General features: G+C 31.6%; 17 protein-coding genes and 1 pseudogene. 9 read left to right on the top strand and 9 right to left on the bottom strand.

Going from position 1 to position 14,232, the window contains the following annotated elements:
• Positions 1-95: 95 nt before the first annotated feature.
• On the bottom strand, positions 96-320 hold the full coding sequence (locus COL3_RS23520; RefSeq protein WP_008422430.1) for a DUF1659 domain-containing protein: 225 nt from the start codon (positions 318-320) through the stop codon (positions 96-98).
• Between the two features lie 294 nt (positions 321-614).
• On the opposite strand from COL3_RS23520, the gene COL3_RS29655 reads away from it, so the two are divergent.
• Positions 615-743 carry a hypothetical protein gene (locus COL3_RS29655; RefSeq protein ID WP_278286701.1) on the top strand — a complete coding sequence of 43 codons (129 nt, stop codon included), beginning with the start codon at positions 615-617 and terminating at the stop codon, positions 741-743.
• A 69-nt stretch (positions 744-812) separates the two neighbouring features.
• Here the strand turns inward: COL3_RS29655 and COL3_RS23515 are convergent, their stop codons facing one another.
• On the bottom strand, positions 813-1,352 hold the full coding sequence (locus tag COL3_RS23515; RefSeq protein ID WP_008422467.1) for a DUF4865 family protein: 540 nt from the start codon (positions 1,350-1,352) through the stop codon (positions 813-815).
• A 179-nt stretch (positions 1,353-1,531) separates the two neighbouring features.
• On the opposite strand from COL3_RS23515, the gene COL3_RS23510 reads away from it, so the two are divergent.
• On the top strand, positions 1,532-2,371 hold the full coding sequence (locus tag COL3_RS23510) for a LysR family transcriptional regulator (RefSeq protein WP_008422469.1): 840 nt from the start codon (positions 1,532-1,534) through the stop codon (positions 2,369-2,371).
• A 322-nt stretch (positions 2,372-2,693) separates the two neighbouring features.
• Here COL3_RS23510 and COL3_RS29425 read toward each other — a convergent pair whose 3' ends face one another.
• Both COL3_RS29425 and COL3_RS23500 read right to left on the bottom strand, forming a co-directional pair.
• Positions 2,694-2,777 (bottom strand): putative holin-like toxin, encoded by an 84-nt coding sequence (locus COL3_RS29425; protein ID WP_242982177.1) that lies wholly within the window; start codon positions 2,775-2,777, stop codon positions 2,694-2,696.
• A gap of 625 nt (positions 2,778-3,402) precedes the next feature.
• Positions 3,403-3,723 carry a helix-turn-helix domain-containing protein gene (locus COL3_RS23500; RefSeq protein ID WP_008422471.1) on the bottom strand — a complete coding sequence of 107 codons (321 nt, stop codon included), beginning with the start codon at positions 3,721-3,723 and terminating at the stop codon, positions 3,403-3,405.
• A gap of 104 nt (positions 3,724-3,827) precedes the next feature.
• On the opposite strand from COL3_RS23500, the gene COL3_RS23495 reads away from it, so the two are divergent.
• The 4 genes and pseudogenes from COL3_RS23495 to COL3_RS23480 all read left to right on the top strand — a co-directional run.
• Positions 3,828-4,364: a flavin reductase family protein gene (locus tag COL3_RS23495; protein WP_008422473.1), complete on the top strand. Its 537-nt coding sequence runs from the start codon at positions 3,828-3,830 to the stop codon at positions 4,362-4,364.
• A gap of 438 nt (positions 4,365-4,802) precedes the next feature.
• A complete protein-coding gene (locus tag COL3_RS23490) occupies positions 4,803-5,198 on the top strand; it encodes a MerR family transcriptional regulator (protein ID WP_008422475.1) in 396 nt (131 codons plus the stop codon).
• Between the two features lie 86 nt (positions 5,199-5,284).
• On the top strand, positions 5,285-6,478 hold the full coding sequence (locus tag COL3_RS23485) for an MFS transporter (RefSeq protein ID WP_008422477.1): 1,194 nt from the start codon (positions 5,285-5,287) through the stop codon (positions 6,476-6,478).
• A gap of 16 nt (positions 6,479-6,494) precedes the next feature.
• Positions 6,495-6,977, top strand: a pseudogene (locus tag COL3_RS23480) (MBL fold metallo-hydrolase); the annotation flags it as partial.
• Positions 6,978-6,980: 3 nt separating this feature from the next.
• Here COL3_RS23480 and COL3_RS23475 read toward each other — a convergent pair.
• A complete protein-coding gene (locus tag COL3_RS23475) occupies positions 6,981-8,339 on the bottom strand; it encodes an ATP-binding protein (RefSeq protein ID WP_008422480.1) in 1,359 nt (452 codons plus the stop codon).
• 14 nt (positions 8,340-8,353) lie between these two features.
• Positions 8,354-9,031: a response regulator transcription factor gene (locus tag COL3_RS23470; RefSeq protein ID WP_008422482.1), complete on the bottom strand. Its 678-nt coding sequence runs from the start codon at positions 9,029-9,031 to the stop codon at positions 8,354-8,356.
• Between the two features lie 216 nt (positions 9,032-9,247).
• Here COL3_RS23470 and COL3_RS23465 point away from each other — a divergent pair, with 216 nt between their 5' ends.
• Positions 9,248-10,042 carry a membrane-anchored protein gene (locus COL3_RS23465; RefSeq protein ID WP_008422484.1) on the top strand — a complete coding sequence of 265 codons (795 nt, stop codon included), beginning with the start codon at positions 9,248-9,250 and terminating at the stop codon, positions 10,040-10,042.
• Positions 10,043-10,475: 433 nt separating this feature from the next.
• Here COL3_RS23465 and COL3_RS23460 read toward each other — a convergent pair whose 3' ends face one another.
• Positions 10,476-10,937 carry a hypothetical protein gene (locus COL3_RS23460; protein ID WP_008422486.1) on the bottom strand — a complete coding sequence of 154 codons (462 nt, stop codon included), beginning with the start codon at positions 10,935-10,937 and terminating at the stop codon, positions 10,476-10,478.
• Positions 10,938-10,950: 13 nt separating this feature from the next.
• The gene (locus COL3_RS23455; RefSeq protein WP_008422488.1) at positions 10,951-11,430 is read right to left on the bottom strand and encodes a GyrI-like domain-containing protein; all 480 of its coding nucleotides are present in this window, start codon (positions 11,428-11,430) and stop codon (positions 10,951-10,953) included.
• Positions 11,431-11,540: 110 nt separating this feature from the next.
• On the opposite strand from COL3_RS23455, the gene COL3_RS23450 reads away from it, so the two are divergent.
• Positions 11,541-12,590 carry an HTH domain-containing protein gene (locus COL3_RS23450; protein ID WP_008422490.1) on the top strand — a complete coding sequence of 350 codons (1,050 nt, stop codon included), beginning with the start codon at positions 11,541-11,543 and terminating at the stop codon, positions 12,588-12,590.
• Here COL3_RS23450 and COL3_RS23445 read toward each other — a convergent pair.
• The gene (locus COL3_RS23445; RefSeq protein ID WP_008422492.1) at positions 12,483-13,049 is read right to left on the bottom strand and encodes a TetR family transcriptional regulator; all 567 of its coding nucleotides are present in this window, start codon (positions 13,047-13,049) and stop codon (positions 12,483-12,485) included. The two genes, COL3_RS23450 and COL3_RS23445, sit on opposite strands and share 108 nt — an antisense overlap.
• Positions 13,050-13,209: 160 nt before the next feature.
• On the opposite strand from COL3_RS23445, the gene COL3_RS23440 reads away from it, so the two are divergent.
• Positions 13,210-14,160, top strand: coding sequence for a 2-dehydropantoate 2-reductase N-terminal domain-containing protein (locus COL3_RS23440; RefSeq protein ID WP_008422493.1), 951 nt, complete (start codon positions 13,210-13,212; stop codon positions 14,158-14,160).
• Positions 14,161-14,232: the final 72 nt, after the last annotated feature.

The following is a 14,232-nucleotide window of genomic DNA, read 5'->3' as shown; positions in this document are numbered from 1 at the left end:
AAAGTAGTTTTTTCTCCACCTTCAGTTAAAAAAGTCAAAGCTAAAGTATATTCCATCAATAGGTCCCCCTTTCATAAATTTGCTTAATGAATGAATTAAGCATTAACTAAACTAGATGCTTCATTTACAAAGTAATCTCTAGTTTGAACTGATAAAACAGCTTTTATAGCTTCTGCAACATCATAGATGTTTTGAGGAGTAGCATCTGTTTTAACATTAGAAAAAGTTTTCTTTGTAAACACGGCGTCTCCAGCCTTATCAGTGCCACTTTGAATCTCAATACTTAGCGAAGTTGTTTGAAGTGATTTTGTTACTGCCATAGTTTAAACCTCCTTTATTCTGATTTCATATAGGATATATGTGTATCTCCGAAATATTACATTAATTATTGAAAAAAATTTTATATTTCTATGAGTTTTTGAAAGGAACATATATGAAAGATTGGATTCTAGAGGATAGATAGGTATTTTTGATGTACTTGCTGAAGATCTAATAACAAGAGAAGAGTGATGCTTAAGCTAAAATAATTACTAATACAATTAATGATATTATTAATTTATACTCAGTAAACTGCAGCAGAATAGGAAAGTTACAGTAGTATATATAATGGGAAGTTGATACGACTAGACAAAAATCCTAAAATTCTAAACAAGATTCAGGATAATGAAGGGGGAACCGTACCACAAATAACGGATATTTTCATTGAAACCGTTAATATGACTGGTTTTGCGGAGGATGATTAAGAATTAAAATGTATTATAAATTTAAAATAGTAGCTAATCCGCTTTGGGAACGCTACTATTTTGAGATTTTTATTGCGATGCATGAAGTATATTATAAATTATCCCTTTTTCTGATTTTACTTTGTCTAAATCCTCAATAAAGTAAAACATAGTATACTTCCACTTATCAGGATTATATATAACTATATATTCTGAATCTTTAATCTTAGGAAGATCTTCTTCTATTCTACTTTTAAAGTTATTTAAACTTCCTTGAGGTTTAATATCCCTTGTGATTTCAAATAGGTACTTTATATCTACAATTTTGGATGTTGTTGTATCAATTAATGGTATTCCTATATTCACCTGTTGCCATCCAAAAGAAGAGAGGATATTGTCGTAAAATCCATTAAATAAAAACTTATTTAGTCCTTTACTATCCTTCCAGAGATATAAAGGAGCATAGCTATTCTGTAAATTATTATTTTTACCTTTTTCTGTTGTCAAATATATCTTAAACTTTAAGCCATAAAAGCCATCTGTCTTATTACCATTAAGTTTAACTCTATTGGTTATTATATTCATATCATAATCACTAGGTAATGTAATTTTATATTGTGCCGCTATCATCAATAATCACTCCTATATTTTAAAATTACCTTTAGGTTTATTATATATTAGGTTGGACCATATGAATAATAGTTATAAATCATAGCAAGTATTATTTTAAATAATATCAAAAAGAATAAATATAAAACAAAAACTATGTTAAAATCATAATTATTAGAAAGTAAAGAAGGTAATAAATAGTGGAAAGTAATGATTTAAGAATATTTCAAGTGGTAGCATATGAAAAGTCTATTTCTAAAGCAGCTTTAAGAATGGGATATGTTCAATCAAACGTAACATTGCGTATAAAAATACTTGAGGAAGAATTGGGTACTACGTTGCTACTAAGACATAATAAAGGAGTTACATTGACCTATAGTGGTGAAAAGTTGCTAGTATATGCAGACAACATTATTAGATTACTCAACGAAGCTGAAGCAGCCTTTAAAGATAATAGTTCTTCTTTGAGAATAGGTGCAACTCAAACTATATCAGCTTCATCAGTACCTAGATGGTTAAGTAAGTATTCTAAAAAATATCCTAATGTGCTGGTTTCTTTAAAAACTGATACTCAAAGAAACTTGATGGAGAAAGTCATTAACGGAGAATTGGATGGCGCATTTATTAATGTCCAATGCTTGCATCACAATATTAGTTCAGTTTTTACTTTTATTGAAGAATTAGTAATTATATCTTCTATAGATATTAAAAAAATAGATGAATTGTTAAAAAAGCCTATTATTATAAGCAATAATCTTGATTGTCCTTATAGAGCTACATTGGAAAAGTGGATTATTGCAAATAAAGGAACTCTAAGTAGAATTATTGAGTTTGACTCCCTAGAAGCTATTATAAAATGTGTAGCAAATGGTATGGGGATATCGCTCTTGCCAAAAAGCTTAATAAAGGATAATGATAGAGTATATATTCATGAGTTAACTAATGAATTCAACGGGCTAATAATATATTTTATCAAACGTAATAATTTAAATATAAATCATCCAATTAATAATTTTATTAATATTCTTTCAGAAGTATAAATATTAGTTACTTCATTATTTAGATTTTAAAAAGCTCTACGTTCTAACTGTTACGGTGACCGTATCATAAATAAAGGATAATAAGTAAAATTGAGTAGAAGTAAATATACCACATGAATTTAATAAAAAATAATTGTTTATTTATTATTAAAAATTGATATAATATAAGTAAATAATAACAAGATAAAAATAGGGTATAAAACATACTGGAATATATTTTAAAACTCTATAGTATATAATTCTAGTTGCTTAGGCAACTAGTATCACTATAACTTTATAATAATTAAAAATTAGTAGCTATCCATTTGCGATCACGGGGCTACTATTTTTTTGTTCTTTTATCTATAAGTAACACTATAAATGTTAATAGTACTAATAAAAATAATCCTACTTGAAATAGTAACATTAAAGTATCGTTACTCAAAAGTGAAGCTCCAAATTTTACATTTGGCAAGCTGAACTTTCCCAGCGAACGAAGTGAGTCGGGTTTCCTTTTTCACCTCCCTTCAACAAGAGGTAAGTGATACCAGTAGCCCACATTCAACCATATTTAATTATACACGGAAATTACATCATAATACCTTAAAGTTTAAAGGTTACCATAGAAAATAAAGGTAAGGGAAAACTGTTTCAATTATAGGTATGAAAACAAAATGAAATTTTAGATGATTGTGTACAAGAGGTTTTGTATGGATTTGTAAGAGAAATACTATCAAGTTTTAATAAGATGTTATCAGAATCGCCTTAAAGGGAACAAGAAAAGAGACTACTGCATATGCTAATTTCAAAAATTACAATAAACAAAACTATAGATATAGAACCAATAGAGTTTAAATAGGGAACTCAAATCTATGATTTGATGTGAATCACTTACTCAGCGAGTGTATGCGAGTCGAGTTTCCTTTATCAAGGATGACTTAATAATGGAGGAGAACCAAGTCAAGATGGAGGAGGCTCTCCTTCTTATTTTGTTTCTAGAAGAAGGTTGATTATATTAAATAAAGAGTATATAAATAGTCTTCACTGAAATACTATAAATCATCAATATGATTATGGCCCCATTCACATAAGCATTGCAAAACAGGCATAATGCTTAAACCTCTTTGGGATAGAGAATATTCTACCTTTGGAGGAACTTGAGGATATTCTTTTCGAACAATTAAATTATCTGATTCTAATTCTTTTAACTGTGTACTGAGCATTTTATGAGTAATTGTTCCAAGGGAACGTTTTAACTCACCATATCTCAGAATTTGTTTTTTCCAAAGCCAAAATAATATGTGCATTTTCCATTTACCTTCAATCAAAGACATTGCATAACCAAATGGTTTAATATTTACTTCATTATCCATGTTTACTCTCCTTTTGGGTAGTATCTAACAAAAAAGTGCATACTTGCTACTAATTATATATTAATTTATCATAGAGGCAACAAATATTCAAGGAGGATAATATTATGAAAAAAGAGATACAAGTATTTGATTATGCAAACGAGATTATGAAAGCGCTTAAAACAGGTGTTTTATTAACAACAAAGGTAGATGATAAAGTTAATTCTATGACTATTTCATGGGGAACGCTAGGAAGAGATTTGGAAAAAACGATTTTCACAGTTTTTGTGAGAGAAAATCGCTTTACAAAACGTCAACTTGAAAAAAATCCTGAATTCACAATAAATATGCCGTTTGGTGAATTCGATAAAAAAATATTGGGGATTTGTGGCACAAAATCTGGTCATTTATGTGATAAAATTAAGGAACTAAATTTGACATTAGAGCCTCCTAATAGTATTTCAGTTCCTGCTATTAAGGAACTTCCACTTACACTTGAGTGCAGGATTGTATATAAACAAAAACAAGATGAGAGGGAGATTAGAGAAGAAGATAAAAATAAATTTTATCCGCAAGATGTTGAAAGCTCATTTCATGGTGCAAACAAGGATTTTCATACGGCTTACTATGGAGAAATTATAAGTGCATATATAATTGAATAATATATTCAGAAGTTTTTAATGTAATGTTAGATTATGTGAATAACACCAATCTCACAAATTTCAATTTATAGATGAGGTTATAAGTGTTAATATAATGTCTAAAGAGTTAATGTTAGTACTTACTATAAATGATAATTTAATAATGTATCTAAGTAATGGAGGCGAACCAAGTCCAGATGATAATGGAGGAGGTTCGCCTTCTTATTTTGTGTAAAGAAGAAAGTTGATGATAAATCATGTGAATATAAGGATCTGTATATAGAGGTAGTAAATAAGAAGATTAAATTATGTTGTATACAATTAGTATTTAACGTTTCAACAACAATAAGAGCCCATTAACAATTTTTCGAATACAAAATATATTTACAATAGTTGACAAGGTTGAAAATAGATGATAATATACAGTTGACGTTAACGTTAAAAGGAGGTGCAAATCATATGAGCTATAAAATTGGTGAAATTGCTAAGCTTACAAATTTGACAACTAGAACAATCAGATACTATGAAGAACTTGGATTATTAGGAGATAAAAACAATAGAGTGACAGGACAACTTCGAGTGTTTGAAAACGACGATATTACGCGTTTGAAAAAGATTCAGCTGCTTAAAGATTTGGGACTTACTTTAGATGAGATTGGTCAAGTAATAGATTTGTATTTTACAGACGGACGACTTTTAGATGGAAAACGTCAGGTAGTACAAATTCTAAAGAGTCACATTGCAAGAGCAGAAGAGAAAATGAATGAGCTAAATACGTTTAAAATAGAATGTCAGAAAAATATTTGTAAGATAGAAGCAATAATTAAAAATAATGAAGATAAATTTGAAAAATAAGTAACAGGTATAGACCTGTACTTTTTTACCCAACACTTAACGTTTACGTTAAAGGAATACAATTAAGAATTGGAGGAATAGTATTTATGTATCAAAACCCAGATATAACTATAAAAAAAGAATTTGAATTAAGTAATTTTCTAATTGCACTAATGTCAATTGCTTGTGCGGCTAGTGCTGCTAATCTATATTACTCTCAACCTTTATTGGAACAGATTTCTAGATTCTTCAATGCATCATCATCTATAATTGGAATTACAGCTATGCTAATTCAAATTGGTTATGCAATAGGATTGGTTTTTCTAGTTCCATTGGGAGATATTAAGGAACGTAGGAACTTAATAATGATAATGTTGCTTTGTTCTGCTATATCTTTACTTTCTCTATCAATTTCTTTTAATATATGGTGGCTATTATTAAGTTCTCTCATAGTTGGACTAACTTCTATTACTCCGATGTTGATTGTACCATTAGTTGCACATATAGCAAAACCAGCAGAAAGAGGTAAGGTAATTGGGAGTGTAATGAGCGGATTACTAATTGGTATATTATTATCACGTGTATTTAGTGGAATTATAGGGTCAATTCTAGGATGGCAAATTGTTTATCGTATAGCTGCTGGAATGATGGTTTTGCTAATTTTAGTATTCAAGTTATGGATTCCAAAATCTGTTCCAGATTCTTCTATGAGCTATAAAAAATTACTTAAATCACTAATAGGATTATTAAGAAATCAACCAATTTTAGTGGAATCTTCGTTAATTGGTGCAATGATGTTTGGAACATTCAGTATATTTTGGACAGCACTATCTTTTTTACTTAAGTCGCCGGTTTACAATTTAGGAGCTCAGGCGGCTGGAATGTTTGGATTGGCAGGAATTATAGGAGCTTTGGCGGCTTCTATGGTAGGACGAATTGCAGACAAAAGAAGTCCTGGATTCACTTTAACGATAGCCATCATAATTTCATTCTTGTCATATATTTGTTTCTTAATTTTTGGATATCAAATGTGGGGACTTATTATTGGAGTAATACTATTGGACTTAGGAATTCAATCGGCTCAAATTTCAAATCAAGCTCGTATAAATACCTTAGATGCTACAGCTCGTAGTCGCAACAATGCTGTATATATGACGTTTTACTTTTGTGGTGGTGCATTAGGTTCATGGCTAGGAACATTTTTCTGGGGAATATTTGGATGGATTGGAGTATGTGGTGTTGGAATAATTTTTCAGATAGTTGCAGCAACAATACATATTTGTGGTTTGAAACGCAGATAAAAATTAAATTTATATAAAGGAGACTAATAAAATATGAGAAATAGTATAGGAACAATTAACATGGATGGATAAAAGTTTATCAAAAGATGAGCTTCCAACTGGAGAAGATATTGAATTTGCAGATACTAATATTCGCAAGGAATATGAAAATCTTCAAGATATAAATGTTGTACCTGCTGATATAGTGTTTAAAAATAATTTAGAACTAGACTTAGGAGGATTAAAAGTCATTTTGAAAAATGTGGTATCACCTCATTCTAAGGACTCAGTAATAGTTTATATACCTGAGGAAAAAGCAGTATTTATAGGAGATGCTTATGGAATGGATTATTATAATAGCTGTGAGTATAACGCAGTTAAATTAGAGCGCCTTATAAATATGTTAGAGAGTTTAGAGTTTGATGTTTGTTTTCCAGGACATTCATCACCTATAAATAAAACTGAAATTATTGAGTATTTAAAATCACAACACAAGAAAATTTCTGTAGACAATGAATAATTATTATTGTGGTAAATATATTTCGAATTTTGTTCCCTTACCAGGTTTACTATAAGCAGTAATTGTGCCATTATGGCTTTGGATGATGTTCTTGGCTATTGCTAGGCCAAGTCCACTGCCTCCAGTTGCTCTATTTCTTGACTCATCTATCCTGTAAAACCTATCGAATATATGAGGCAAGTGTTCGGAAGGGATACCTATGCCTTGATCACTGACGGTGATTGAGGTTCCTTCTTTTTTTCTGTCTACTACAATTGTAATGTTTCCAGGAGGATTGCTATATTTTATACTATTATTGATAAGATTTCTTAGAACCTGCTTAATTGCATTATGATCAGCTGTAATATTATAATCCTTATCACACATACACAAAATTGAATAATCAGCGTGGACTAGTAATGCTTCATCTGTAACCTCTTGTAAAAGTATGGATAGAGAAAAAGTTTCCTTTCTTTGAGCTATCGAATTATTATCACTCATAGATAGGTATAATAAATCATCAATAAGCTTACCCATATTCTCAGTTTCAGACTTTAAAGTTTCCAATGCATTGGATAAAACCTCCGGATCATCTTTGCCCCAACGTTTTAACATATTTATATGACCAAGTATGACCGCTAGAGGTGTACGAAGTTCATGAGACACATCTGAGGTAAACCTTATTTGCTTTTCAAAATCCGATTGAAGCCTTTCAACCATTAAGTTGAAAATGCTGGAAAGTTCCTTCAGCTCGTCATCAGGTCCGTCTACCGGGATTCTTATGTCAAGGCTTTTTGAGGTTATCTCCTTTGCGGTGCTAGATATATTTCGAATAGGTTTCAACATACTTTTACTAATATACCGGCCTGAGGCTATGCATATAATAATACCTAAGATACTTACAAACAAAAAGGATCTTTCAAATAACCTATTATATCGCTCATAATAATCAGTGTTCTTGGATACCTGGATATAATATGTTCTGTTTATACTATTATCTTTTAAAGTGAGATATGAGATCTCTGCCTCGTTTTTAGGATCTTTATATTTCAATACCATATCCTGTATAGAAACGTCAAATTGCGGCATGCTGGAATTGCTGGTATACAAAAGTTTTTTATTCTCGTCAAAAATACTATAAGCAATGCTGTTGTCAAGCTTTAGATCGGTAAAAGTTGATTGATCAATGGTTATCTTGTTTTTAGCATACTCTATAATATCAGCAGCATTTGATCTGAGATTTCCTTCAATTTCCTTTTTACTTGCAAATTTAATGCCAAGGAATAAAGAAAAAAAGAAAATAATTAAGATGCTAAATAGAATTGCAGAATATATAAAAGCTATTTTTTTAGAAATAGATAATTTTTGTATATTTAAAAACATAATTATTTTCCCCTTCACATTTCTTTCATGACATATCCAGTTCCTCTGACTGTTGAAATATATTTCTCATTCGTATTGTCATTGAGCTTGTTCCTTAAATATCTTATATATACATCAACAACATTTGTATCGCCAAAATAGTCATAACCCCAGACAGCGTTTAAAATCTGCTCTCTTGTAAGTACTTGGTTTCTATTTTCAAGCATATATGCTATAAGTTGGTATTCTTTTTTTGTTAGTTCAATAATTTTCTCATCGATTTTGACCTCACAGGTAGAAAGGTTCAATGTAATATTTTTATACGAAATGATATTACTTTTAGCTGTGAGAATTGAATTTCTCCTAATGGCACTACGAATCCTGGCCAGTAATTCCTCTGTAGAAAAAGGCTTAGTTATATAATCGTCTGCTCCGGTATCAAGGCCCGTAACCCTATCTATTATCTGGTTCCTAGCAGTAAGCATAATAATGGGCACACTTGTAAACTTTCGAGATCTCCTGCAAACTTCCATACCATTTAATTGGGGGAGCATGATATCAAGGATAACTACTTCGTAGGAGTTGCATTCGATTTTTTCCAAACCTGTTCTACCATCTGTGGCAGTATCTACTTCATATCCTTCATGAGTAAGTTCAAGCTTTAATAAGTTCAATATTTTTATCTCATCTTCAACTATAAGTATTTTTGCCATGTTTGTTCACATCCTTTTTAACAAATCCATTAAGCTTTATTTTACAATAGAAACATTTAAAATGCATTATAGAAAAATGAGAATTTTCTAATCTGATTCTTATTTTTTGCTAAGAATTTTAGTTTACTATTGAAACATAGCAGGATAATGGTTTTGGAGGTATTCCAGATATTTCTGAAAGTACAAAATTTTAAATTTAAATAGGAGAGGATATAAATGAATAATAGCTTATCTCTTGATGAAAAGGTAACAACAAACTTACTAACCAAAGTACCTGAAATCACACTGCTGTTTTGGATAACGAAACTTCTCACAACAGCAATGGGCGAAGTCTTTTCGGATTTTTTAATCAGGGTGGTACCACCACCGATAGCCTTGGTAATAGAAGCTGTGGGTTTCTCGGTGGCTCTGGTTATCCAGTTTAAAGCACGCCGCTATTTGGCCTGGAAATATTGGTTAGCGATTGCCATGGTTAGTGTTTTTGGAACCATTTTTGCAGACATTATGCATTCGGTTGTAGGAATCCCGTTGGCGACATTAACAGGTACTTACATTGTTTTGCTGATTGTAAATTTTGCCGCCTGGTATATATCGGAAAAGACACTTTCTATACACAGCATTAATACAAAGCAAAGAGAAATTTTTTATTGGGCAGCTGTATTGATTGCATTTGCCCTTGGAACGGCAGCCAGCGATTTCTCAGCTGAAACCTTGCATCTAGGTTACATTACTTCGGGAATAGTGTACTTGGTACTATTTATTCTTCCGTTTATATGCCAAAAGTTCTTAGGACTTAATGAAATTTTTACATTTTGGTTTGCATATGTTATGACTCGGCCGCTGGGCGCCTCATTTGCCGACTGGATATCTGTACCTGCAGATAAAGGCGGTCTAAACATAGATCGAGGTATTGTAACCTTAGTACTTACAATCCTTATTGTAATTGCTGTTGTATTTTTATCCAAGCAAACGAATCATTCCGTAAAAAATAACTTTGAGCCGGTGAGTTAGAAATGAAGAAAAGTAATCATACAATGAAAAATTCTGGACTTTATCCAGCTTTAGATGAATTTTCTGAAATAATTGAATAAAAACCCTGTGAATATAAAAATTTGTATATGATAATACTGACTTTGTAGATTTAACGAAGTAATTAATAAAAATTATGTTCTTTGAAAATTAAAGAATGTTATGTTGAAAATTTCAGACATAATGGGGCAGTAGATAGTTTTGTTTTTTACACAAAACTATCTACTGCCCCATTGTTATACCTGCCAATTAATATAAGTTTAACCCGAATTACTCATCTCCATGAATAATTCAGGTCCAACTTATATCTGTCGATACACATTTTGCTATTTTTTATACAAGAACCTCGTACCTAATGAAAAAGTTTTGACCTAATATAAAAATGGCTGGATGCCTGCATTTACGCTTACTTACTTTAATAATCTCCTTTAATTACAAAAAACGAACCTCGAATTGTTCCAGCTAACTTAGACTTCTGCCTAGCAAACTTAAACTTCCCTTCTAATTCCTTTGGCACATCCATACCCTCAGAAAGCTTCAAACCAACGGCTCTTTTCTTGGGATCATCAACCGTATACATGACATTGACTTCAAGACCATCCTCATAAAAGACGTAGGCAAATTTGATATTGCCCACTTGAAAACGCGACGTTTCTAAAGGTTTGGCTGAAAATTCAATATCACGTTCTTTCAAAATTCGGTTCACGTAGTCCAGTGTATCCTGGCTTTCACTAGCTGGTACAACCGTAAATTCATGCTTGTATTTGTTCATAAGGTAACGGGCTTCATTAGCACGTAAACCAGCAAGCTCTTCTACTACAGGTGAAGACTCTAAGCCAACTGCAGACACATTTTTAAAATCAACAATATATGACATTTCAATCGCTCCTTTATTTCCTAACAACAGGAATCCATATTTCACCGAAAACTAAGCCGTTTCGTTGCCCCATCAGAGCTGTTGTATTTGGTCCACCAACATAGGCAAAATTCTTTGCCTCTGCTAAGACTTGACCAAAGGCAAGGACAGCAAGTTTATTTTCTAATTCATTAGCTGTCGTTCCTTCTCCTTTAACAACCAGATATTCCCCTTTAGGAAATTGGATAACTCTGGCACCTTCTGGTGCCTGTGCCTCCGTCATTACGCCAGCATAATGCATCATTTTGTTATTAACTGCTTCGTTCACGGTAAAAACGTAGTCATTTATGGCTATGTTTTTTAAAGTATCAAGCCTTCCATCTTTGGTGATGGTCTGCCAAAACTCTAACTTTTCCTTGTTTAAGCCAGCAAAATCAGTGTAATGGCTTTTAAGCTCAGTTCCAAAACCTAATACGGTAAAGTTGGCTTTTTCTTCTAGTGCATAATCTGCCATATTTAAAACCTTCCTCTTTTTTAAATTAATCAATTGACTTGTATTCATCACTTGATGATTATATAATAATTTTAAATCATGTCAAAAAATGATACTATTTAGGAGGCCATATGAAAAAAGTTGAACGGATTAATATCATCATGCGGTATATCAACAACCGCGCCCACTTTACAATTTCTGAAATCATGCGAGAATTTAACATCTCTCGTTCGACAGCTATTAGAGATATTAGGGATATTGAGGCTATGGGAATGCCTCTTATCGCAGAAGTTGGAAGGGATGGTGGGTATTCTGTTATGAATAACTCAGTCCTACCTGTTGTTCACTTTAACGACAATGAGGTCAAAGCTCTTTTTATTGCCTTTATGGCCACAAGAAATCAACAACTCCCATATCTAAAGAGTCGTCAGTCTATAGCTGAAAAATTACTAGGCCTCATATCAGAAAACCAACAAGATGACTTGGTTCTTTTAAATCAAATCTTGCTTTTTGAAGGAACCAATCCCTATAATCCCGACATACTTAATCTTTCAGACCTCCCTCACCCAATATTGGAAAAGCTAATCCAAATTCTTCTCTTGGATAGATATTTATTGATTTCCATCGAAGAGGGGATAATAATAAAATCTTACTCAATTTATCTTTTGCACCTTTATCATGAAAATGGCCTTTGGTTTATTGAAGGCTTTGACTTAAAGGAAGAAAAGAAACATCTATTTTCAGTTGATCATCTCACCAGTGTTGAACCTTACCCGACGAAAAAGAGACTAAGTGATCAAAAGATTTTAGAGAAGCTAAGTAAGCAGGAAGAAGTAATAAATCTTGTTCTTGAACTTGGTTCAAAAGCAATTGCCCAGTACAAAAAATATCATCCGTTAAAGGTTTCAATTTACTACACAAATCCTTACTTAGCAACAGCCGTTCTAAAGACTTTTATCAACGTTAATAAGTTGGAAGAATTGACAGAAATGATAAATTGGATACTTTTCCTAGGTGAGGATATCAAGGTCAGGGAAATGCCAGAAGAAGTATTAGAAGGTTTAAAAGAGAGATTATCTAACAGCTCTTATTCCATTCATAATAAAGCTAAGTGTTTTTTCAATAGCGTATTCTTTATCATTTTTATTAAGATAACAATATTGGGCACAACTATATATTGATGAGGAGATTAGTTTGACTAGAATATTTATGTCTCTAGAATATAGCTCATCTCTAGCTGCCTTGCTTTTTAATATTTTTTCAATAAGATTGTCTATTTTATGTTTTAATAAATTATCTACAGTAGAAGCAATGGATGTTGAATCAATCTTGCGCGTATGATAAAAATTGATATTGTATTCATAAAGGAATAAAATAAGTTCCTTTATGATATCTTCAGTTAAATTTATAGTGTTTGAAATTTCTACTGGCAACATTTCTTCAAAGCAATCCACAATGAGTTCTTCCAATAAAATATACTTATCTATATAGTGAGCATAAAAAGTTGCTCTATTTATAGTGGCCTTTGTTGTAATATCTTTAATTGTAATGTACTTAAAGTCTTTTTCCTCAAGTAATTTAACAAATGATTCTTTAATCAAATTTTTCGTTCTTACTGCTCTTGGGTCTTTTTCATTCATAATTTATCATTAATCTCCTTTGATAAAGCAACAGATTTAGCAAAATGTTGTTTACACAACATAGCCAAAAATCTATTGGTTGTAGCTTTGTGAGTAATTAAATATTATATTAACATACACTTGTGTTATAGACAACATGTGTTTAATAGGAGGTAATATAATGAAAATTTTAATGATAGGTAGAGGAGTAATTTCAACACAATATGGATGGGCTTTAGAACGAGCGGGTAATGATGTAACATTTTATGTTCGTCCAGGAAGAATCAATCAGTATGGCGATATAGTGAATTTGAAAATATTAGATGGTAGAAAGAATAAAAAAGGTGACTCAGTAAATAAAGCTTGGAAAATCAAAATGATAGAAGAGCTGTCATCTAACCATGATTTTGATTTGATTATGATTAGTGTAAATCATAATCAATTAAGTAACATAATAAATTGGTTAGAGCCACTTGTTAATAATTCAACTGTTTTAATATTTAATAATATTATTGATGAACCTCTAAATTCAATTGGATCAATTCCAAAAGAACAAGTTGTCTGGGGATTTCCAGGAGCTGGTGGATCTTTTATAAACCAAAACACATTAGATGGTGGGTTTATGAAAAATATATTTATGGGATTCATTGAGAATATTACTAATAAAAATAGATATGATACAGTGGCTAGCTTATTTAAAAATGCAGGTTTTGGTATATCTGAAAAGAAAGATATGCGTAATTGGCTATGGTTTCATGTAATTACTAATGCAAGCCTAATGGCTGCAGCCTCAAAAGTGGGTTCCTTAGATAATCTATTCGATTCGACAAGTGCCCTTAAAGATTTTGCATTAATATTAAGGGAGCTCATACCATTGATGAGAGCTAAAGGTTCTAAGGTTAGTACAATAACAAATATTGCGGTGAATTTACCTGCAGGCCTTGTGGCTTTTGTAATGAAATTAGCATTAGCTAAGGGGAAGCTACCTAGAGAAATAATGAGAAGTGCTAGTGGAAGTGAAAATCTAAAAGCTGAAAGTAATGTAATATTTGTACGGGATACTCTTACTGAAGCTCGCAGACTAGGCATACCAATTCCTAGGCTTGAATCATCGTTTATCCCAATTAAGTAGGTGGAACTTTACCTTTTCACAAATTTCTATAAAACCATTGTGTTAGAACAAGTGTTCTGATACAATGTGACT

It is taken from the genome of Clostridium sp. LS, assembly GCF_002760435.1.
Lineage (GTDB): Bacteria > Bacillota > Clostridia > Clostridiales > Clostridiaceae > Clostridium.
Note: the sequence above shows the minus strand (reverse complement) of the source record. Positions and strands in the feature narration are given on the sequence as shown.